The organism is Sporosarcina sp. USHLN248 (genome assembly GCF_037144575.1).
GTDB lineage: Bacteria > Bacillota > Bacilli > Bacillales_A > Planococcaceae > Sporosarcina > Sporosarcina contaminans.
Genome location: NZ_JBBCZC010000044.1, coordinates 1 through 21,469, shown reverse-complemented (window position 1 = coordinate 21,469; position 21,469 = coordinate 1). Strand labels below are relative to the sequence as shown.

The 21,469-nt window shown below is 42.8% G+C and carries 19 protein-coding genes and 1 other annotated feature; of the genes, 16 read left to right on the top strand and 3 right to left on the bottom strand.

Going from position 1 to position 21,469, the window contains the following annotated elements; genetic code table 11:
* Positions 1–73: 73 nt before the first annotated feature.
* Together WFH04_RS15305 and WFH04_RS15300 are read left to right on the top strand one after the other, a co-directional pair.
* Entirely contained in the window at positions 74–379 is a 306-nt protein-coding gene (locus tag WFH04_RS15305; RefSeq protein WP_336824923.1) for a hypothetical protein, read from the top strand.
* Positions 380–442: 63 nt separating this feature from the next.
* Positions 443–2,995 (top strand): ABC transporter permease subunit, encoded by a 2,553-nt coding sequence (locus WFH04_RS15300; protein ID WP_336824922.1) that lies wholly within the window; start codon positions 443–445, stop codon positions 2,993–2,995.
* A gap of 440 nt (positions 2,996–3,435) precedes the next feature.
* On the opposite strand, the gene WFH04_RS15295 is transcribed toward WFH04_RS15300, so the two are convergent.
* Both WFH04_RS15295 and WFH04_RS15290 read right to left on the bottom strand, forming a co-directional pair.
* Entirely contained in the window at positions 3,436–4,221 is a 786-nt protein-coding gene (locus tag WFH04_RS15295) for a cytochrome c oxidase assembly protein (protein ID WP_336824921.1), read from the bottom strand.
* On the bottom strand, positions 4,214–4,711 hold the full coding sequence (locus WFH04_RS15290; RefSeq protein ID WP_336824928.1) for a DUF2243 domain-containing protein: 498 nt from the start codon (positions 4,709–4,711) through the stop codon (positions 4,214–4,216). The genes WFH04_RS15295 and WFH04_RS15290 overlap by 8 nt, the downstream gene beginning before the upstream one ends.
* A 144-nt stretch (positions 4,712–4,855) precedes the next feature.
* Between WFH04_RS15290 and WFH04_RS15285 the strand changes: the two genes are divergently transcribed.
* Positions 4,856–5,290: a YugN family protein gene (locus WFH04_RS15285; RefSeq protein WP_336824920.1), complete on the top strand. Its 435-nt coding sequence runs from the start codon at positions 4,856–4,858 to the stop codon at positions 5,288–5,290.
* Positions 5,291–5,435: 145 nt separating this feature from the next.
* Complete coding sequence (locus WFH04_RS15280) at positions 5,436–6,332, top strand: ABC transporter ATP-binding protein (RefSeq protein ID WP_336824919.1); 897 nt, start codon at positions 5,436–5,438, stop codon at positions 6,330–6,332.
* A 528-nt stretch (positions 6,333–6,860) separates the two neighbouring features.
* Here the strand turns inward: WFH04_RS15280 and rluF are convergent.
* A complete protein-coding gene (rluF, locus tag WFH04_RS15275) occupies positions 6,861–7,565 on the bottom strand; it encodes a 23S rRNA pseudouridine(2604) synthase RluF (RefSeq protein WP_336824918.1) in 705 nt (234 codons plus the stop codon).
* A gap of 209 nt (positions 7,566–7,774) precedes the next feature.
* Positions 7,775–8,012, top strand: a binding site (T-box leader).
* A gap of 497 nt (positions 8,013–8,509) precedes the next feature.
* Here rluF and WFH04_RS15270 point away from each other — a divergent pair.
* The 12 genes from WFH04_RS15270 to opp4A all read left to right on the top strand — a co-directional run bounded on the left by WFH04_RS15270 (position 8,510) and on the right by opp4A (position 21,317).
* Positions 8,510–9,859 carry an anthranilate synthase component I family protein gene (locus WFH04_RS15270; protein WP_336824917.1) on the top strand — a complete coding sequence of 450 codons (1,350 nt, stop codon included), beginning with the start codon at positions 8,510–8,512 and terminating at the stop codon, positions 9,857–9,859.
* A gap of 36 nt (positions 9,860–9,895) precedes the next feature.
* On the top strand, positions 9,896–10,927 hold the full coding sequence (trpD, locus tag WFH04_RS15265; RefSeq protein ID WP_336824916.1) for an anthranilate phosphoribosyltransferase: 1,032 nt from the start codon (positions 9,896–9,898) through the stop codon (positions 10,925–10,927).
* Entirely contained in the window at positions 10,924–11,715 is a 792-nt protein-coding gene (gene trpC / locus WFH04_RS15260; RefSeq protein ID WP_336824915.1) for an indole-3-glycerol phosphate synthase TrpC, read from the top strand. The genes trpD and trpC overlap by 4 nt, the downstream gene beginning before the upstream one ends.
* Positions 11,712–12,323 carry a phosphoribosylanthranilate isomerase gene (locus WFH04_RS15255; protein WP_336824914.1) on the top strand — a complete coding sequence of 204 codons (612 nt, stop codon included), beginning with the start codon at positions 11,712–11,714 and terminating at the stop codon, positions 12,321–12,323. The genes trpC and WFH04_RS15255 overlap by 4 nt, the downstream gene beginning before the upstream one ends.
* Positions 12,324–12,326: 3 nt before the next feature.
* Positions 12,327–13,520 carry a tryptophan synthase subunit beta gene (gene trpB / locus WFH04_RS15250; RefSeq protein ID WP_336824913.1) on the top strand — a complete coding sequence of 398 codons (1,194 nt, stop codon included), beginning with the start codon at positions 12,327–12,329 and terminating at the stop codon, positions 13,518–13,520.
* Entirely contained in the window at positions 13,517–14,299 is a 783-nt protein-coding gene (gene trpA / locus WFH04_RS15245) for a tryptophan synthase subunit alpha (RefSeq protein WP_336824912.1), read from the top strand. The genes trpB and trpA overlap by 4 nt, the downstream gene beginning before the upstream one ends.
* A 48-nt stretch (positions 14,300–14,347) precedes the next feature.
* Positions 14,348–15,325: a DUF4003 family protein gene (locus WFH04_RS15240; protein WP_336824911.1), complete on the top strand. Its 978-nt coding sequence runs from the start codon at positions 14,348–14,350 to the stop codon at positions 15,323–15,325.
* 287 nt (positions 15,326–15,612) lie between these two features.
* The gene (locus WFH04_RS15235) at positions 15,613–16,638 is read left to right on the top strand and encodes an ABC transporter ATP-binding protein (protein ID WP_336824910.1); all 1,026 of its coding nucleotides are present in this window, start codon (positions 15,613–15,615) and stop codon (positions 16,636–16,638) included.
* Entirely contained in the window at positions 16,619–17,545 is a 927-nt protein-coding gene (locus WFH04_RS15230) for an ABC transporter ATP-binding protein (RefSeq protein WP_336824909.1), read from the top strand. Before WFH04_RS15235 ends, WFH04_RS15230 begins: the two co-directional genes overlap by 20 nt.
* Positions 17,546–17,558: 13 nt before the next feature.
* Positions 17,559–18,527, top strand: coding sequence for an oligopeptide ABC transporter permease (gene opp4B, locus WFH04_RS15225; RefSeq protein WP_336824908.1), 969 nt, complete (start codon positions 17,559–17,561; stop codon positions 18,525–18,527).
* A gap of 24 nt (positions 18,528–18,551) precedes the next feature.
* Positions 18,552–19,466 (top strand): ABC transporter permease, encoded by a 915-nt coding sequence (locus WFH04_RS15220; RefSeq protein WP_336824907.1) that lies wholly within the window; start codon positions 18,552–18,554, stop codon positions 19,464–19,466.
* Between the two features lie 21 nt (positions 19,467–19,487).
* A complete protein-coding gene (gene opp4A / locus WFH04_RS15215) occupies positions 19,488–21,317 on the top strand; it encodes an oligopeptide ABC transporter substrate-binding protein (RefSeq protein WP_336824906.1) in 1,830 nt (609 codons plus the stop codon).
* The last annotated feature ends 152 nt before the right edge of the window (positions 21,318–21,469 follow it).

Genomic DNA, 21,469 nt, shown 5'->3' with positions numbered 1-21,469 from the left:
CAACAAGCTGAATCAATAACTTGATTGTTTGATTATATAAAAAATGCAATAGCAAAACATGGTGGAATATGGATTGGTTAGATTATCGGAATCATCGGCCTATATTCTTAAATATGCGAGAAGTGTAAAAATGAGAAGAAAAACGTTCATGTTTATTATAAGTCTCATTGCAGTGTTTTCGGTAACTGTAGGTGTTCAAAATCAGTTCGTTTTGGCGAGCGAAGGCCAGCAGGAGATTGAGCTTTATCAAAAGAGTAAGCAGGTAACTGAGGAACTTCGATTTGTGGTGATTCCACCGAGACTTTACTTTTATAGTAGTGATGACGGGTATGAAGGTTACTTAGGACTTGTAAGCTATTTTTTTGATCATGGTTCTTAATAGAGTGTATGTGAAGAAAGGGAAAATCAGTTGAAGCAACAACCTAAAAGAAGGTGTGGTTATATGGGTTTACTAAAATTTGAACTAAAAAAGATCTTTCGGCAGAAGAAGCTGATTTGGTTGCTGGTCGTTGTCCTGTTAGGTGTGGGTTTTGTCTTTAATCAGAACTTTTCTAAAAAGGAGGCTATGAAAGAAAGGTATTCGGAGGTGATCCGACCTTATTCTGAGGAGGTGGACGGCCTTTATAATTTCTATAAGGATGGCGAATTAAAGGATAGACTGGACGAAGAGATGAAGCAACAGCAAGTGCATGTTATTGAAATGGGAACGATCATCTTTCGCTGGAAAGGAATTGTTCACAGTGAAAAGTGGGATGAGATCCCTTCCATTGAACAGGAATTTTTGAAAAGCGTGGAAGCGTTTGAGGAAGTGGAGGGCGGGTTCAGTTCGCTGTATGGACTGGAAAGGGAGAAGGCCATCCAAAAGAACGAGTGGCTTCTTGCGCATGACCTTCCTTATGTGGACGACGAATTTCCCCTTGCGCCTGCACTTGTCCTTAAGCAAAGTACGGATATTCTTTTAAGCGCTGGAGCGATTGTGTTCTTAGTGCTGTTCTTTGGCAATGCACTGACAGCTGAAAAAGAGCAGCAGACGTGGCTTACCTTGAAAACGCAGCCGATTCCAAGAAGGCAGCGGATTTTAATGAAGTTTGCGGGGAAGCTCTTCGTCATACTTGTGTTTATTCTCTTGGTCGCCTGTATCGGTTTGCTCATTCCTTATCTGTTCGGTGAGCAAGCTTGGCGTTTTGATTATCCGCAGCTTGTCCAATCCGGAGAGGTGTTCTCATTCATCTCGACATCGGCTTATTTGGCTCGAAGCTTTGTGCTGTTTTTTGCCGCAGGTGCGTTGGTATTCAGTTTCATCATATTATTGAGCACGCAACTAAAAAGCTCTTTTTCAGTTTTGGTATTAACGGGATTCGTCGGATCGGTCGGATATTCGATGACGCTGATGAATGAAAGTTTGCATGTTTTCTGGAATCCTTTTTATGTATTGAACATCCCAGAAATCGTCGCTGAAACGGTGGGCGGCTCATTTTGGGTCTTTCCTGCCGGTGCCATTGTTTGGAGTGTTCTCATCCTGGCAATAGCCATCGCATTGCCGGAAGGCGAAAGGGGCTTGTTAGGCGCGTCAGATGTGAAAAAGCCCTTTAATAATGGGAAAACCCTACATGTATGGGGGGTGCGGAATAGCAGCCTGTTCGAATGGAGGAAGGTGAAGCGGCAAGGATTGTTGCGACAGTCCGCCGTTGTTCTGGTCCTATTTGCTATGATCGGTTTCTTTTTGCTTGGGCAGATTTCACAGAAGAAGGAAGTAGAGTATTTTGCAGGGGTCGATGAAAGCATAGCAATGTACAAAAATTTCATGCTCGATTCTGAGCAAAGGCTTGCTTCGATTGATGAAGACCTGAAAGAGGCTGAGAAGTCAGGAGACGAAGCATTGATTAGGTATTACAAGGAGGATGCGCCGAAACAGTGGCAAATGATGATGGCGTATTACGGCGACATCCTTGCCAATTATGAAATGGGTAAACAAGCATATGAGAAAGGTGATTGGCAATCCTTTTACCGATATCAGTTATTTAACAACAGGGAGGAAAACGGGGAATTTCATAATGAATATATTAGCTGGAGAATTGGACCACGCAGCTATGTCTTGCTGGAAGCAAGCAAGGCTGAGAAGGAATGGTTGATGAAGCATAATGTTCAACCGATCATTTCCGGTGATGAAATCCCGACGATGTATGAGAGCTGGCCGGACAAGGAAATGAAAAAATGGCATGTTGAGAAGAATCGCAAGGTCGATAACAGCGGTCTGTTTTCGCTCCATTTCTACTTTGACAACTATGTCTATTTCATCCCGGTGCTGTTGTTGCTCGTTGTCACAGGTGCAGGATTTGCGGGAGAGAAAGGGAAGCGTCCAACAATCCAAACGTTGCAGACACAGCCGGTTATGATGCGGTCAATTTTCTTCGGGAAAGTGATTACGGGGGTCTTGGTGGGCGTTTCCGGCTTAGTTGGCATCTTTGCATTCGTTCTACTCGTCAGCACATTATTCAATCGCTTCGGAGACTGGTATTATCCGATCTTTCATTACAACAGTAAAAAGGTGGTGGAGGCTGAAGGATATACGGGAATGAGGGCACTTGAGGGCGGCTTTGATTTCATGCCGTTAGGTGACTATGTGTTGAGCGGAGTGGCGCTAACCGTTTGCATTTTCCTGTTTTTGATTGCCCTTGTGCATCTGTTAGGGATTTTCATTCCACGGGCGTTCGTTGTATATGGCTTTGCGGGGTTAATTTGCGGATTTGGTTATATTCTAAGCGACAAGTTAGGCGATTACGCGCAGTTTTCCCCGTTCACCTATTTAGATATCGGCCGGATCATCAATGGGGAAGTGTCAACGGTATTGAATAATCCAGGTGTGTCGGTGTTGAATGGGTGTTTGATGCTTGTAGGTGTATCGGTATTATTGGTTGGTGTTGGTTATGGAGTGTTGCATTTGCGGTCAAGGTATAGGGTGCGAAAAAAGAAAGAAATATTGGCTACGCTCTAAACAGAACAGACCTTTTTAGCTTGTATTGGAAAAGCCGAAACTTATTATCATAAGGCAACCATTTCCCGAATGAGCTGGGAAGGGCTGCCTTTTTGAATGTACTTTTTTGGTGTTTACATTACATCGTTTGTATAAAATGAATGAATTTGAGCGTAACCAACACTTATCCATTCTATCCTTGATCGTGGAAAAAGTAGCAAGCTTACTTATGCCCAAAAACTTATTAAGCGTTGCTAAGTAATTTTAAGTTATAGACACTTTTACTTTCGGTAAAGGCAATTGATACAATCGGCTTCGAATATGGAATTTCTACATACATTTCAAAAGAGCTTATTTACAGTCGGCGATTCTTGACTATAAAGAGTCATCATTTTCATTTGATCTAAAAAATAGCCTTTACTGTACCCTTTTTTGATAAATAACGTTTAGAATCAAAAATACTATCCCCGCCCCACCACGGAAACAAGCTTTCGATGACGAACGGATTGATACCAATGCTTGAATAAGATAAAAATCAACAATAGATCAACAGCATCGCCGCCATAATACATTAGCATGGCACCGATCCTTGCCTGTTCCTCCGGGACGCCCGCTGGTGGATATGCATAGATGAATTTTGACAGAATCCCATGACCGGCAAGCGCAATAATGAAGACAATCGTCCTGTATTTATAACTGAAACGATTGGAGACTGGATCGATATAAACCAAAGAGATTGTGAATAAATAGCCGGATAGGAAAACATGTATGTGAATGATGATGTGGAGATAGATGTTTGCATGCATCGCTGTATATAAATCGGTCGTATAAAGAAGCCATAACCCACCGATGTTTAAAAGGGAAGCGACAATCGGGTGGGTGTAGAATCCAACAAACGAACTTTGCAGCAATCTGCTAAGCTTCCTTGCTAAATGGACGTTGAGTGTGCGCAATACTAGTGTCATAGGTGCAGCGATTGCAATGAGAAGCGGAGCGAGCATGCCTAACAGTAAATGTCCTGCCATATGGGCTGTGAAATCGGAATGAGATAGGCGTGAGAGTGGGCCAACAATTGCCATCGCAGCAACGAGCACACCTGCTATAAATGAAATTGACCGGAGCATAGGCCATTTTCGAAGTCGTCTCCTTCTGTTTGTAATGACTACAGCCCCGATGTATAGCCCAATTGCAAGCAGAGCTGAACTACCAAAAAGCAGATCAGTCAATAGAAAATGAGCATCATGCATTAGCAAACGCTCCTCTCCCTTCACGCTGGTCACGTCTCGCATTAACAACCAAACCAATACCGACCAATATCATGACCGCTGCAGAAATATTCCACACTAGATCATACGGTAAAAGATCGACATTGTATCGAATTTGGTGGATGCGCATGATCTTATGCTGGACTGTTCCATCATAAAGCTGAAAAGCTCCGGCACCTAACAATTTTCCTCCCCACCACATCTTATGCCACAATGCGTTTCGCCTTCGTAGGTCGGCAACTAAGAATAACGCTCCAACAGTTGCAAAATAGCTGAATGCATGAAACAGGCCATCTGAAATGAGACCTACGGCGACAGTCGATTTATCATAAAACTTATGCCAGTGTAAAAGTTGATGAAATAATGCCTCATCGAGAAATGCAACAAAGCCTAATCCGAACAAAATACCTGACCAAAGGTTTCGACGCGCAAATGTCCCCCTGTTATTTGAATGTGCTTGCGTATTATGTATCGTCGTCAAACAGTTCCCCTCCAATGTAGATGTTATACAAAGTATAGCCGTACGGAAGGAGTGGTAATCTGCTACTTTCGATTGTATGTCTTCCTCTTCTATTGAGAATGCTGTATAGCGAATTAATCTAAAGGAGGAGAAAGTATGTTGAAATTAGAGACTGGGCTGGAGGGCCAAACTGCTTCATTCGGTGTTGTGAGCGATTGCATCCGGGAATTAGGTTATCATATGGGTGGAAACTGGGATTATGATCAAGGGTGCTTCGATCACATTTTGTGTCGGGAAGGTGGAGAAACAATCTATATCCGAATTCCTTTTGTCGTAACTGAAGGTATGCTTGATCATTATGAAGCTTCCATCAAATTTGGTACACCGTATATTATCAAGCATGTTGTTCATATTGGCCTTGACCGTGATGAAAGTTCACTATTGGATGCAACCGGATTCAGTCAATTTCAGCAACCGATTGATCAGGATGGCAAAATTATTGATAAAAACAGATGGATCCATGCAGGAGAAGTCGCTGTGAAAGAATTGATGGATTGTATGTATGCACAACACTTATTAAAATCGAGTTGAATTGAATCAAAAATCCACCTTAACAGCGGATGGTAAGGTGGATTTTTAATTTGTAAAATAAATAAAATTTTTAAACAAATTATGTTGTAACTATAGTAGAATGGAGATAATTGGATTTTATGAAACGATAGGGGGAGTTGTAAACATGATTTTATCCGTAACAGATGTGTACAAATCATATGGCAAGGAACAGGTGTTGAAGGGAATTACGTTTGAGATCGAGGAGCCTCAGATCATTGCGCTTGTTGGGCCGAATGGGTCAGGGAAGTCAACTTTGCTCAATATCATTACGAATTTGTTGCCTGCGGATAAAGGGAAAGTAACGGTTCTTGGGAAGAACAACCATGACCCGAATATTTTTCGGGAAATTTCATTTATGCAGGATAATACGGTGCTATACGAATATTTGACAGGGTACGATCATTTGCAGTTCATTTGCGATGTGCAAGGATTATCAAAGAAACAGTTGTTGAATACTGCAGACCGTATCGGTATTACGAGTTATTTGAATAAAAAGGTAAAAAATTACTCGCTCGGAATGAAACAGCATTTGCTGCTTGCAATGGCTGTCGTGAATAAGCCGAAGCTAATGATTTTGGATGAGCCGCTCAACGGTCTCGATCCGACAAGTGCGATTCGTGTGCGTGAGTTGCTCCTTGCGCTGCGCGATGAAGGAACGACAATCTTATTGTCTTCACATAATTTGGCAGAAATTGACCGGGTGACATCGTCAATCCTATTCCTGAAGAAAGGGAATTTAATAAAAGAAAATATGGCGGAGTTTGAGCAAGTGCGTTACCAAATTGCTGTAGATCAGACGGAAAAGGCTGTAAAGGCGCTTGCTGCAGCGGGTGTTCCTGTGGAACAAGTTGATAGACACTTGCATATTTACCGCCGCGATGTAGCTTTGGACCAGGTTTTGAAAATATTAGAGCATGAGAAAATTGTCATTGACGATATTGAAAAGAAAGTGTTCGGAACAGAGGAACGCTACCGTAAGATTTTTACAGAGGCAAAGGCCGATGAGCTTGTTGAAGTTTGAGCTGAAGAGCACCTTCAGATGAGCGCAATGAAAACTGATCGACTATACTCGGAACTTATGCCGTTGGACCGGGAAACCGATTAACGAAAGAGCAGAAAAAGCAATTTGACAGCCTGAACAATATGGCAACAGTGATCTTTCATTGGCAGAGCACAATTTATGGAAAGCGTTGGAACAATCCAGCGATTGGCATATATGCCGAATGCGTAATGTTGCTTGGATCAGGAGAGTTGCTAATAGCAATTGCTTATGCTGGATTGGGTTAGAGACTGAGGGCCGTGAAGAAAGGAAAGTCGGTTACAGCAATTCTATGAACGCTATAGGTGTGCATCATCAGCGGTTTATTAAAATTTGAAAAGAAATCTCGCGAAGAAAAAAGAAATTACCCATCCTTCAATTCGGCGCCCGTGTCGAATGGGTAATGTAAATCGATAATGCCTTAATTATTCTGACCACTCGGCTACAACCGAGTGGTTTATTAATTTAACCTTGAATGATTGATGATAGGAGCCTAGACTTTCTGAAGGGTTATCTTTTCGGTCTATAATCAAGCATTTGAAACATTTCATGCAATTCCTTTTCCGTTAAGTCGCGCCAATGGCCAATCGGCAAATTGCCAAGATGGATGTTCATGATCCGTGTGCGCTGAAGACGTCTTACATTGTAACCTAACGCTGAGCACATGCGGCGGATTTGGCGGTTTAACCCTTGTGTCAATGTAATGTTGAATTTTCGTGGACCTAATGGTTTCACTTTGCATGGTTTCGTTATCGTGTCGAGAATTTCAACGCCAGATTCCATGTTTTGAACGAATTCTTTCGTAATGGGGCGGTCAACAGTAACAATGTATTCCTTTTCATGGCCATGCTCTTCCCGCAGAATTTCATTGACGATGTCGCCGTCGTTCGTAAGAAGCAGCAATCCGTCGGAGTCTTTGTCAAGCCGTCCAATATGGAAGATGCGCAGCGGATGGTTGACGAAATCGACGACATTGCCTTCGATATGGCGTTCCGTCGTGCTTGTAATGCCGACGGGCTTATTGAGTGCGATGTAGACAAGCTGTTCCTCGGTCTTTACGGGTTTACCGTCAACGTGAACTTCATCACCGTGTTCAACTTTACTGCCTAATTCCGCTAATTGTCCGTTGATTGTAACGCGGCCATCTTCGATCCACTTATCAGCGCCGCGTCGGGAGACGATGCCAGCTTCACTTAAAAATTTATTAATTCGCATTGAATGTCACCTTTTTCGGGATTTCTTTTCTTTATTGTACAGCTTGAAAGAAGGTTATACAAAAATGAGTGATTTCATATATTATCGAAAGGTTGACAATTGATCGAATCCATAGTAAGGTTGGTACAACTTTTTTGTTCGGATCGGGTAGAGGTGCCGGGAGCGGTACCGCCCAAGAACAGATGAGCTGAGTTAAGAAGAGCATAGCTGAGAAATTGTAGAGTAAGAATAGTAGCATCGGATAAGCGATGATAGAGAGTCAGTGGGTGGTGGAAACTGGTTCGCGACCGATGTGAATGGACTTATGAGAGCTGCCTTTTTAGGCGGACGTTTTTCCCGCGTTATGGGAAGCGTCTTTTCAGACGCGCCGAGTGGAAGCTGTTTTCGTGTGGCTTCAAATAGAGGTGGCAACGCGTGATCCCTATAAAATGGATCTTCGTCCTCTGCAACTGGACTTTACTGTCCTTTTGCAGAGGGCTTTTTGTTGTGAGTGTGATCGATGGGATGCGTCCGTTCTACGTTTTGAAGCGTCGGGTTTACGTTGTGTTGCGGATGTTCTATGTTGTGATGCGTCATCTTTACGTTTTGCAGCTTACCCTGTATCGTGGACGTCTGAATAATTCGAAGGAAATCAAACGTCGCAGTAGATGCTTTTGACCAATTAACGCTTTTCTTGCGTGGGTGCTGTGAATTTATGGATTGTTGAATTGTTGTATGCGTTTTGGATTGATATTATGCGTGTTTGAAATGATTTATTCGTTGCTATCGTGACTTATGCGTTCACAATCCAATTTCTGCGCTGTCGGCATTATTTATGCGTCTGTATCCAAAATTATGCTTTTTCGATTTCAAAGTATTTTATACGATACCGTGGTGTTCATGCGTTGGTGCGAAGGGTTTATGCTCTTTTATGGTTGCAAAGATGAGAAGAGGAGAGTGGTTTTATGGAACAGACGAGTTTGAGAGTTACGGTGAGGAAGCTTGAGGGGGATTCGTTGACGCCAATTTTGATTTTTAGGCGTCTTGTCGGCCATTCTCGTTTTCTATTGGAGAGTTCGGTGATGCATGAGGGGGCTGGGCGATATTCGTTTATTGGTGTGAACCCGGTGAAAGCGTATCGGGGAAGTGCCCGACGGCTTGAGGAATATGTGTTTGCGACGGGAAAGACGTATATTCATGAGGGAGAGCTTTTTTCTGTATTGAAACGGGTGATGCCACAAATTGCAGAGGTAGGAGATTACCCATTCATGGGCGGGGCTGTCGGATATATCGGGTATGGTGCTGCTCGTGTTAATTCTATTGGGCAAGAGCTTCCAGACGTGTATTTCAATGTGTATGATACGGTTATTATTTTTGACCATTTGTTACATGAGGTGATTGTCACACATGTTGAGATGGATGCGGAGCGGGGAAAGCCGGATTTAGATGCACTTTTGCGGATGATTACGGAGGGAGAGGCCGAAGAAGATGGCAAGGCGGAAGTTTCAGCTTACCACTGTGCCCTATCACAAGAGGCATTTGAAAAACGTGTTCTTCAGGCACAAGCATTTATTGAAAGAGGAATTGTAGAGCAAGTTGTTTTGTCGAGGAGGCTTGTCGCTGATTTTAAAGGAGATCCATTTGCACTTTACAGAAAATTGAGGAAGCGAAATCCTTCCCCATATATGTATTATATGGAATTTGACGGGCATACCGTGTTAGGTGCTTCTCCGGAAAGCCTTGTGCGAGTTACGAATGGTGTGGCAATAGCAAATCCAATAGCAGGTACACGTAGAAGAGGCCGTGATAAGGCGGAAGACGCGAAGTTAGAGACAGAATTACGGAATGATCCAAAAGAGCTGATGGAACACGAAATGTTAGTGAAGTTAAGCTGCATGGAGCTTCGCGAATTTTGTGAAATAGAGTCAATTCGTTTAAAGCGTGATATGGAAACGGTTCGATATGAGCATGTCATGCATCTCGTTTCAGAAGTGGAAGGAGCGCTACGGCCAAATATGCATGCATTGGACGCAATACGGGCTACGTTGCCCGCTGGAACAGTGACAGGGTCACCGAAAAAGGCAGCAATGAATATTATTTCGTCATTAGAGGACGAACCTCGTGGAGTTTACGGCGGTGCAATTGGATATATAGGGATGAATGGCAACATTGATTTTGCTTTGGCAATTCGAACGATGTGCGTAAAGGACGAAAAGGCTTATGTCCAGGCTGGAGCAGGGATTGTAAAGGATTCAGTACCTGCTTTGGAATTTAAAGAGACGGTAAACAAAGCACGTTCTTTATTAGAACTTTAAGAGAGAAAGATGAGAAGAGCAGAGGAGAGATGAGTGATGAAACAATTTATTGAAAAAATTAGGCAAGGCCATCATTTGTTGTATGAGGAGATGACTGAAGCTGCTCGTCAGATGTTTTCAGATGAAGCGGATCATCGGGAGATAGCAGAACTTCTTATTGCACTTTCGGAAAAAGGGGAGACGGCATATGAGGTTGCGGCTCTTTCATCTGTTATGAAGTCATACGCAGCGACATTGCAAGTGCCTGACGGTCGGTATATAGACAATTGCGGCACTGGAGGGGATGGCTCGGGTTCCTTCAACATTAGTACGACAGCTGCTTTTGTATTAGCTGGAGCAGGATTGAAGGTAGCTAAACATGGCAATCGAAAAATTTCGAGTGTTGCTGGCAGTCAAGACGTTTTAGATGCGCTTGGTATTCGTTCCACATTTACATCAGAGGAAATGATGGAATTGTTGGAGGAGGTAGGAATAACATTTTTATTTGCCCCAACTCTTCACCCAAAGATGGCGAATATTGGAGAAGCAAGAAAGCTTATCGGCAAACCGACCGTTTTCAATTTAGTTGGTCCTTTGACGAACCCTTTGCCATTGCAAGCGCAGTTCACTGGGATAAGCAGAAGGGATTTTATTATGGATTATGCATTAGTTTTGCGGATGATTGGTAGAGAGCGGGCGGTCGTTGTATCTGGTGCTGGAGGGATGGATGAGGCATCACTTGCTGGACAGAATGCTTTTGTATTAATTGATAGAGGAGATTTCATCCCTTTCTCACTGACTGCTGAGGATGTCGGTTTGCCCTATGCACCACTATCAGCCATTCGTGGTGGGAATGCAAAGGAAAATGCTGAAATCGTCCGATCGGTATTGCGTGGAGAACGAGGTCCTCGTTTTGATACTGTTGTATTCAATGCAGGAATTGCCTTATTTGCGGAAGGTGCAGCGGTTACGTTTCGGGAAGGCGTGGAAATGGCCATTGAAAGCATCTTATCAGGAAATGCAATGGAAAAGTTGGAGGCAGTTGTAGCATTCAGTGATCGGAAGGAAGCAGAGGTGGTAGTAAAATGACAATTTTAGAACGTATTTTGTTGTCGAAACGGCTTGAAGTGAAGCAAATGTTAATGAATGTGGAAAATGTTTCCCGTGAAACATTTGTCGAAAGACCGACTTTATTTGCTGCATTGAAAAACGCAGAACAACTACAAGTCATTTCTGAAATTAAACGAGCCTCTCCTTCGAAAGGAGAGATCGCTTTCGGCGTAGACCCATCCGTTCAAGCACAAATTTACGAAAAATCCGGGGCGGCTTGCATTTCTGTATTAACAGACGCACCTTTTTTCAAAGGCTCATTTGCAGATCTTTCAGCAGTAGCTAAAACGGTTCAAATTCCAATACTGTGCAAGGATTTCATCATTCATGAAGTGCAAATCGACAGGGCTAAGGCTGCAGGTGCTTCCGTTATTTTACTAATCGTTGCGGCATTGAATGCTGAGTCACTTTTACGGCTTTATAGATATGCAATGCGTCTCGGGCTTGAAGTGATCGTCGAAGTGCATGATAGAAATGAAATGGAGCAAGCGATTACTGTTGGCGCTCGAATAGTTGGTGTAAACAATCGGGATTTAAGGACATTTGAAGTGGATTTAAGGCGTACGGAAGAGATAGCAAGCCGTTTTCCGTTTGGCGATCAACATGTATTGATTAGCGAGAGCGGCATTTGGCATCCAGATGACGCGAGGCGTGTTGCCGCTTATGGGGCAGAGGCTGTTCTTGTAGGTGAATCGCTCATGCGAAGCGGTGATGCAGGAGAGGCAATTCGATCGCTGCAAGTTCGAAAGGTGGGTGCTCGTGTATGACGAAAGTAAAAATATGCGGGCTAATGGAGAAGGAGCACATTCGAGCGGCAGTGGATGCCGGAGTGGATGCAGTCGGCTTTGTATTTGCTCCGAGCAGACGGCGGGTGACGGTGGAGCAGGCACGGGAACTTGCCAGTGAGGTTCCTTCCCATGTGTTGAAAATTGGAGTCTTCGTAAATGCAACGCAGAAGGATTTGTTGCATGCATTTCGGGAAGTGCCACTCGATTACGTACAATATCATGGAGAGGAAACGGATGATTTTATTCAAAAGATTTCACTTCCTTCTATTAAAGTAGTATCAGTTCGAGGTGATGAAGAAATAAAAAAAACTACCTGTTTTAAATCGGATTATGTTTTATTTGATACACCTGGAATCGATTTTCGTGGTGGAAGCGGAAAAACGTTTGATTGGAGCGTTATTGAGGATATCCCTATAAAAAATCGCCTCATATTAGCGGGCGGGCTGCACACAGGGAATGTCCTGCAGGCAATCAGACAAGTGAATCCGTATATGGTGGATGTGTCGAGCGGAGTCGAAGTAAATCGAAGGAAGGATACAAATTTAATCCGGGAGTTCATCAAAACAGTAAAAGAACAGGAGAGATGAGTGATGGCAGTTGAGTTGAGCAAGGGGAGATACGGAAAGTTTGGTGGCCAATATGTGCCTGAAACGTTGATGTCAGCATTGATTGAGTTAGAGGAGGCTTATGAGGAAGCGACGAACGATACAGTTTTTCAAGATGAGCTTTCATATTATTTGAAGGATTATGTTGGACGGGAGAATCCATTGTATTTTGCAGAACGTCTAACGAAGATGATCGGCGGAGCGAAAATTTATTTGAAGCGAGAAGATTTGAATCATACAGGTGCACATAAGATTAACAATTCTATCGGTCAGGCTTTGCTTGCCGTACGGATGGGCAAAAAAAAGATTGTGGCAGAAACGGGAGCAGGCCAGCACGGGGTGGCGACTGCTACAGCTTGTGCTTTGTTCGGATTGGAATGTGTAATATTCATGGGAAAGGAAGACATTCGGAGGCAGGAGTTGAATGTGTTTCGGATGGAGTTATTAGGAGCGAAAGTTGTTTCGGTTGAAAAGGGATCCGGCACATTGAAAGATGCTGTAAACGAAGCTTTACGCTATTGGGTGGCCAATGTGGATGATACGCATTACATCTTAGGCTCGGCATTAGGGCCCCATCCGTTTCCGAAAATCGTCAGGGATTTTCAACGAATAATTGGCGCAGAAACAAGGCTTCAAATTTTGGAGAAAGAGGGACGGTTGCCTAATGCAGTTGTAGCCTGTATCGGTGGCGGAAGCAATGCGATTGGTATGTTCCACCCATTTCTTGAAGATGAACAGGTTGCTCTATACGGGGTGGAAGCAGCCGGAAGTGGAATTGAAAGCGGATTGCATGCAGCGGCAATTGCCGGAGGAAAAGAAGGAGTATTGCACGGTGCCTATATGTATGTTCTGCAAGATTCAGATGGAATGATAGAGGAAGCCCAGTCGATTTCTGCTGGCCTTGATTATCCTGCGGTTGGTCCCGAGCATTGCCATTTACATGAGATTGGAAGGGTTCACTATACATCCGTGACGGATGAAGGGGCGCTCTCCGGCTTACAATTGCTATCTAAGACAGAAGGAATTATCCCAGCGCTTGAAAGTGCGCATGCAGTACAGTTTGCTGCAGAATTGGCTGAGAAAATGAGCCACGATGAAATTGTTGTAATTTGTTTGTCGGGACGCGGGGATAAGGATGTTCAAACGGTTCGCGATGCATTGGGAGGTGTTGGGAAATGAAAACATTGGAACAAGAGATTAGGCGCTGTATTGAAGACGGAAAAAAAGCTTTTATCCCTTATATTATGGCCGGGGATGGAGGGTTGGATAGTTTACACGAAAAGATTCTTTTCTTGCAAGAGATCGGCGTAACGGCAATTGAAATTGGCATTCCTTTTTCAGATCCGGTAGCGGATGGAGAAGTGATTCAAAAGGCGGGAGAGCGTTCTATCGCTTTAGGAACAACGTTGCGAAAAGTGCTATATACCCTTTCTTCATTCAAAGAGGAAGTCCATGTTCCTGTTATTATCATGAGTTATTTAAACCCGATTCTCTCTATTGGTGCAACAGAGTTCGTTGAAATATGCCAAGCAAGTGGAGTAAGCGGTTTGATCGTTCCGGATTTACCGTTAGAGGAGTCGGCTTTATTAGCAGCAGTTCTTGAGGAGAAAGATATTGCGCTTATCCAATTGGTGTCGTTGACAAGCTCTACCGAGAGAATTAAACGGATCGCCGAGAATGCGGAAGGATTCATATACGCGGTTACGGTAAAGGGGATTACGGGAATCCGAAAAGGCTATGATAGCGACCTATCCAGTTATTTAGAGCGGATTAAGCAAAATAGTCCAGTCCCCGTATTGGCTGGCTTCGGAGTATCTTTCCCTGAACATATTGAGCAATTGAATCATTCAGCAGATGGTGTGATTGTCGGTAGTGCGATTGTGGATGCTTTCTATCGCGAAGACCGGAGGATGATTCAACAGTTAGTCGATGCATCCATTCAACGGTCCAACTATTGAAACTTTTTGCCTTCTCCGTTCGTACATATAAGAAAGGAGAGGTGCGGAATGAGAACAGATATGATTAGGCATGACGTTGAGACAACATATGAAAAAGTAAAGTCATTGGCAGGGTGGAGTGTCGATAAAAATGTCGTTTTAACGATTGCATCATATTATCTCACCGCTGAAAGGGAATTTGACGCAGCAGCGTTTAACAGGGCGATGGAAACATTAAAATCGCGGACCGGTTGGTTTTCTCCTATACGAGGGCAGCTCATGCCAGTGATTGCTGCTTTTTTAGCTCATTCCGATAGAAAAATCGATGAAGAGGTGGACCGTTTGTTTGAAAAGCAAAAGGTTTTGCGTGGAGAAGGATTTCGCAATACGATTCATTCCTTTTTGGCGGCTTTTCTTATGACGGATAATCCATCGGAATATACGGATGAAGCCCGCAAGGCGAAAATGCTATTCGATGCGATGAAAAAACAGCATTATTTTTTAACCTCAGATGACGATTATGCATATGCTGTACTGCTTAGCAAAAATGGTGAAAACCCTGAAAGGCATGCAGCCAATATGCGGAAATACTATGATGCTTTCCGGGAGAAACGTTATCGTTCAGGTAATGAGCTGCAGTGGCTGTCGCAAATTATGACTTATATCGATGTAGAATATAATGAACAGTATGTAGAAAGAGCGGATGAAATTTTTAAGCAGCTAAAGCGGGAAACGAAGGCGACGCAAGTACATTATCCAATGGTTGGATTTCTTGCCATTTTTCAAGTAGATAATGAAAAAATTGATGACATTGTACAATTAACAAAGCAGTTAGAGCATTCAAAGCCGTTCAAGTGGAATCGGGAAATGGCTTTGTCAGTGGCCATCGGTTATGTGCTCTATCATTTGACTGATGATAGTACGGCGCAAGTCAGTGTAAGTCTTGCTACATCTGTTGAAATGATCCTTCAAGCGCAACAAGCTGTTATGGCAGCTACAATGGCTGCATTTGTAGCATCTTCTACAACAAGTTCTACTAATAATTAATAAATAAAATGAAGGCGAACAGAAGTGCGAACCGGGAAATCGGTAAGCAGTTCTGTTTTTTTATTCGTTGATCAAACGAAAAATTCTTTACGTTTCTGTAAATTTGCAAACGCTTTCAAATCAACGTTTGTAATATGTTTGTCATATTAGAAATAAGTTAATATTAAGATATTCTAAAAAAACAGTATTGTCAGAGTTAAGGTTGTGTAGTATATTGATTTCAAGAACTTTAATCAAATTCTGAAAAGTGTTCGTTTAAAGAGAGATACATAAGGGGGAACGTTCAATTGAAAAACCCGGTTTTGGAGATCAAGGATCTACGCACCTCATTTAGTATTAAAGGAGACTATTATGCTGCGGTTGATGGAGTATCCTTGACAGTCTATGAAAATGAGGTAGTCGCTATTGTAGGGGAATCGGGTTGTGGTAAAAGTGCATTGGCTCTTTCCATCATGGGATTACACAACCTAAAAAACACTAAATTGGAGGGGCAGGTAAATTTTGGAGGGCAAAATTTATTAACACTTTCCCCTTCTAAACTTAACAAAGTGAGAGGGAAGGATATCGGAATGATTTTTCAAGATCCGATGACTGCGTTAAACCCTCTTGCGACGATTGGAAGGCAAATTGAAGAGCCAATGGATTATCATACGAAGCTGTCAGCAGCTGAAAAGAAGAGACGAACACTCGAATTGCTTAGAAGAGTCGGTATTAAAAACGAACAACGCGTCTATGGGCAATATCCGCATGAATTATCGGGAGGGATGAGGCAGCGTGTCGTCATCGCCATTGCGCTTTCTTGCGACCCGGTCTTGCTTTTAGCGGATGAGCCAACGACGGCCTTGGACGTCACGATCCAAGCACAAATTATGGATCTGATGAAAGAATTGCAAAATCAGATGAAGACTGGAATCATTCTGATCACACATGATTTAGGGGTTGTTGCTGAAATGGCGGATCGTGTTGTCGTCATGTATGCGGGTGAAGTAGTGGAAATTGCTGAGGTACAGGAATTATTCCAAAATCCGTTGCACCCTTATACAAGGTCCTTGCTAAATTCAATCCCTTCAAACTTAGAAGCAAAAGAAAAACTGCACGTTATTGACGGTATTGTCCCTTCAATTCAAAATCTTGATCGGACAGGATGCCGCTTTGCACCACGGATCAATTGGATTCCAGAACAAGATCATGAAGAACAACCGGAAATGCATGAGGCAGAACCGAACCATTTCGTTCGTTGCACATGCTACAAAACGTTCTATTTCCCTGAGGACAGAGTAGGAGAGAGAGAATATGTCACTACTGAAAGTTAATGATTTAAAAGTCTATTATCCTATCCGCGGGGGTTTTTTCCGCACAGTCGTCGATCATGTCAGAGCTGTTGATGGTATCAGTTTTGAGCTTCAGCCAGGCGAGACATATGGACTCGTCGGGGAATCAGGTTGCGGGAAGACGACAACAGGAAGGGCGATTATCGGGCTCAATCACGTGACTTCTGGTGAAGTGCTGTTTGAAGGCAAGGACCTCGCGAAAATGGGTCGAACAGAACGCCGTAAATATACGAAAGATATCCAAATGATTTTTCAGGATCCATATTCATCGTTAAATTCACGGAAAAATGTTCTTAACATTATTGCGGAACCATTGCGCAATTTTGAACGATTATCACCGAAAGAGGAATTGCTCAAAGTGCAAGAACTTGTGGCACGGGTAGGATTAGCACCGGAGTCAATTTACAAATACCCACACCAATTCTCAGGGGGTCAACGCCAGCGAATCGGAATCGCGCGGGCACTTGCTCTCAATCCAAAGCTCATAATTGCGGACGAGCCCGTATCTGCGCTGGACGTATCTGTTCAGGCGCAAGTTCTGAACTTCATGCAAGAAATTCAGGAGGATTTTAATCTGACATACCTGTTCATCTCCCATGACCTTGGAATTATTCAACATATGTGTAACCGAATCGGTATCATGTATCGTGGCCGTTTTGTAGAGGAAGGAACAGCATCCGACATTTATAATGATCCTAAACATTTGTACACGAAGCGCCTAATTGCGGCAATTCCTGAAATGAATCCAGAAAAACGTTTTGAAAAGATGCACCTTAGACAATCAATAAATCAGGAATATCAAACAGAATACAATAACTACTTTGATAGCGACGGACGGATGTATGATCTGAAAAAGATCTCAAACACGCATTCCGTTGCCATGCAGTAAGGGGATGATGTGAATGTTAAAATTTATCTTACGTAGAACATTGCTCATGATCCCACAACTCTTTTTTCTTAGTATCCTTGTCTTCATGTTGGCAAAGGCGATGCCTGGTGATGCGCTCACTGGAGTACTCGACTCGAACCCGAATGCTTCAGCAGAGCATATAGAGAAAGTTAGGGAAAAGATGGGATTAAATGATCCATGGTACCAACAATATGGTCGTTGGGTAGGAAACGCGATTCAGGGGGATTTTGGAAAGTCATACGTGCATCAACAGAAAGTGACAAATATATTAGCTGATAAAGTTGAAAACACTATTATTCTTTCGTTTTTCACATTGATTGTCACGTATATTATTGCAATACCGCTCGGAATAATTGCGGGGCGTTGGACAGACTCATGGGCTGATAAGATGATTGTCACCTATAACTACTTTGCATTCGCCACACCACTTTTTGTGTTCGCGTTGCTCATGATGTTCATGTTTAGCTTTGTGTTAGGCTGGTTCCCTTACGGGGGCAGTGTAGATATCAAATTAGATGCAGGTACGTGGGACTATATTGTTAGCAGAGCGAAGCACTTAGTATTGCCAGTAATGTCGGGAGCATTATTGCTTACATTTAGTACCATCCAGTATTTGCGGAATGACATTATCGACCAAAAAATGAAGGACTATGTAAAAACGGCTCGTGCAAAAGGTGTACCTGAGGGCAAAGTCTATACACGACATATTTTACGAAATTCCCTTTTGCCGATTGCTGCATTTCTTGGCATAGAAATTACCGGTTTGATTGGCGGATCGGTTTTTATAGAATCGATTTTTAGTTATCCAGGACTCGGCTATCTTTTCATCCAATCCATCGGAACACGAGATTTTCCAGTTGTTACAATTCTTATTATGATTTCGGGTGCAGCTGTAATCGTTGGTACGATGCTATCGGATATCATCTTAAGCATTGTCGATCCACGGATTCGGATTGAATAATGGTAGAAGAGGAGGGGATATACGATGAAGGACACAATCATCTTAGATGAAAAGCAACTGATTGCAAAAGAAAAGGAGAATAATCCTTCTTTTCTGAAGACGATTTGGCGCGAGATCAAACACGACAAAATGGCATTAGGGTCTGTGGTACTGCTAATTATAATTCTACTTACAGCTTATTTGTCTCCTTTGTTCATTGACCAGGTTGCACTTGGTAAGATGAACTTTCTGAAAACATGGAAGCCGCCTTCTGCAGAGAATTGGCTCGGAACGGATGATGGTGGACGGGATGTATTCGGTCAATTGCTTCTTGGTACACGAAACTCGTTCACGATTGGTATATGCGTAACTGTTATTGCCGGTTTATTTGGACTCGGTTACGGATTAATATCCGGTTATTATGGCGGAATGGTTGATAATATAATGATGAGGGTCTTGGAATTTCTTATGGTATTACCATCCTTGATGATCATTATTGTAATTGTTACGATTATTCCAAATTACTCTATTTTCACTTTTATTCTTGTTATGAGTTCATTTTATTGGTTTTCAAAAGCGCGGCTCATCCGATCTCGCGCTCTCCAAGAAAGGGAACTTGACTATATCAATGCTTCCAAGACGCTGGGTACGCCAAGTTGGAAAATTATGTTGTTTGAGATGTTTCCTAACTTAAGTTCCCTTGTAATCGTTAACATGACATTGTCTCTTGCTGGCAATATCGGCCTTGAGACAGGTCTCACTTACCTCGGTTTCGGATTGCCATTAGGCACGCCATCGCTCGGTACACTAATATCGTTCGCGAAGAATCCGGATATCGTAATGAATAAGTGGTGGGTTTGGTTACCTGCAGCATTACTAATCTTAGTAATGATGTTGTGTATAAATTATGTCGGTCAGGCGATTAAACGCGCGTCCGATGCAAGGCAAAGATTAGCCTAAAAACAAAGGGGAGGTAATAAAATGGCAAAGAAGCAGTTTATGCTCCTTGCAAGTCTTTTACTCGTACTTAGCGTTTTTCTAGCTGCCTGTACTGGTAAAGACGACAAAGAAGAGTCCAGTGAGACGAAGCCAGAAGACAACGAAAAAGAGACCGAACAAGTGGATGAGGATGTTTCGGAAGAAGAAGGTTCTGAACTTTCGTTCCCAACTGAGGTTTCAAACAAAGCGGAGCCGATTGAGGATGGAGAAATGACAGTTGCGCTAGTATCTGACAGCCCATTCGAAGGTACTCTTAATAGAGTTTTCTATACAAAGGGTCCGGATTATGACGTGATTCAATACTTTGATGAAAGTTTGTTTGCATATGATGGTGATTACCAAATTACAAACGACGGAGCGGCAGAATATGAAATTTCCGATGATAAAAAGACAATTACAATTACAATTAGAGATGGCGTGAAATGGCATGACGGAGAGCCAGTTAAGGCGTCTGACCTTCTTTATGCATACCAATTGCTTGGTCACCCTGATTATGATGGAAGCCGATACGACTTTATGATTGAAAATGTTGAAGGTATGCCTGAATACCATGAAGGAAAAACAAAAGAAATTTCCGGAATTGAAGTTTCTGAAGACGAAAAAACAATTTCCATTACGTTTACAGAAGCTACACCATCTGTTCTCTCAGGCATCTGGGCAGTCCCAGTTCCAAGACACCATGTCGGAGATGTGATGAATGGTGAAATAACGATGGAAGAACTTACTTCCTCCGACAAGATCCGTAAAAATCCTATCGGTTTCGGTCCTTATAAAGTGGCGAAAATCGTACCGGGGGAATCGGTCCTTTTCGAACGATTTGATGACTATTGGAGAGGCAAGCCGGCCTTAAAAACATTAGTGCTTAAAGTAGTTAACTCTGCATCCATTATGGAAGCGCTGAAAAAAGGTGATATCGACCTAGCGGAATTCCCGGCAGATCAGTATCTTAATGCGAAAGAACTTGATAATATCGAAATTCTCGGCGACCTTGACTTAGCGTTCACCTATATAGGTTTTAAATTAGGTAAATGGGATGATGAAAAGAAAGAGAATGTCATGGATCCAAATATGAAAATGGCTGATAAGAAATTACGTCAAGCTATGTGGTATGCAATGGACAACGAAACAATTGGTAAGGAACTTTACCATGGACTTCGTTTCCCTGCAACTTCTTTGATCATTCCAGTATTCGAAACTTTTCATGACAAAACCTTAGAAACACCTTCATATGACCCTGAAAAGGCGAAAGCCCTTCTTGACGAAGCTGGCTACAAGGATATCGACGGAGATGGTTTCCGCGAAGATCCAGAAGGTAATGAATTCATCGTAAACTTCGCTTCCATGTCCGGTGGAGAAACTGCTGAGCCAATTGCGAAGTTTTATATTCAAAATTGGGAAGAAGTGGGAATTAAAGTAGAGCTTGTTGATGGTCGTTTGCATGAAATAAATTCGTTCTACGACATGGTTCGTGCTGATGATCCGAAAATTGATATTTTCCAAGGTGCTTTCGGTACTGGTTCAGATCCAGATCCATCTGGCCTTTATGCTAGAAATTCACCGTTTAACACTTTCCGTTTTGTAAGTGAGAAAAACGATCAGTTGCTAGCGGATGGTGTATCTGAAAAAGCATTTGACCAAGAGTATCGTAAGAAAGTTTATGATGAGTGGCAAGCAATGATGGCTGAGGAAGTTCCACTCGCACCTACCGTATACCGTTATTACCTAGTCGCTGCTAACGAGCGTGTTGTTAACTATTCGATAGAACCAGGTTCAGAAAATGCACGTCCGTGGAAGTGGGCAGTTTCTGAGTAATGCTATCAGTATTATTGAATTAGATTGGAAAAATGTTTCATAAGGGGCTGTCCAATAAGTCCCTAAAATAGAACAGGTGGCGAAAAACGAATCGTTTTTCGCCACCTGTTCTTGTATTTTTCTCATTCAATACTGAAAGTAGCACGCGGATG

Coding starts and splice junctions, on each gene's coding strand:
- WFH04_RS15285 (WP_336824920.1), top strand. CDS start 4,856: ATGTTGAAATTAGAGACTGGGCTGGAGGGCCAAACTGCTTCATTCGGT.
- WFH04_RS15220 (WP_336824907.1), top strand. CDS start 18,552: ATGAAGGACACAATCATCTTAGATGAAAAGCAACTGATTGCAAAAGAA.
- rluF (WP_336824918.1), bottom strand. CDS start 7,565: ATGCGAATTAATAAATTTTTAAGTGAAGCTGGCATCGTCTCCCGACGC.
- trpD (WP_336824916.1), top strand. CDS start 9,896: ATGAAACAATTTATTGAAAAAATTAGGCAAGGCCATCATTTGTTGTAT.
- WFH04_RS15295 (WP_336824921.1), bottom strand. CDS start 4,221: ATGCATGATGCTCATTTTCTATTGACTGATCTGCTTTTTGGTAGTTCA.
- WFH04_RS15255 (WP_336824914.1), top strand. CDS start 11,712: ATGACGAAAGTAAAAATATGCGGGCTAATGGAGAAGGAGCACATTCGA.
- trpB (WP_336824913.1), top strand. CDS start 12,327: ATGGCAGTTGAGTTGAGCAAGGGGAGATACGGAAAGTTTGGTGGCCAA.
- WFH04_RS15230 (WP_336824909.1), top strand. CDS start 16,619: ATGTCACTACTGAAAGTTAATGATTTAAAAGTCTATTATCCTATCCGC.
- WFH04_RS15300 (WP_336824922.1), top strand. CDS start 443: ATGGGTTTACTAAAATTTGAACTAAAAAAGATCTTTCGGCAGAAGAAG.
- WFH04_RS15270 (WP_336824917.1), top strand. CDS start 8,510: ATGGAACAGACGAGTTTGAGAGTTACGGTGAGGAAGCTTGAGGGGGAT.
- WFH04_RS15240 (WP_336824911.1), top strand. CDS start 14,348: ATGAGAACAGATATGATTAGGCATGACGTTGAGACAACATATGAAAAA.
- WFH04_RS15280 (WP_336824919.1), top strand. CDS start 5,436: ATGATTTTATCCGTAACAGATGTGTACAAATCATATGGCAAGGAACAG.
- trpA (WP_336824912.1), top strand. CDS start 13,517: ATGAAAACATTGGAACAAGAGATTAGGCGCTGTATTGAAGACGGAAAA.
- trpC (WP_336824915.1), top strand. CDS start 10,924: ATGACAATTTTAGAACGTATTTTGTTGTCGAAACGGCTTGAAGTGAAG.
- opp4A (WP_336824906.1), top strand. CDS start 19,488: ATGGCAAAGAAGCAGTTTATGCTCCTTGCAAGTCTTTTACTCGTACTT.
- opp4B (WP_336824908.1), top strand. CDS start 17,559: ATGTTAAAATTTATCTTACGTAGAACATTGCTCATGATCCCACAACTC.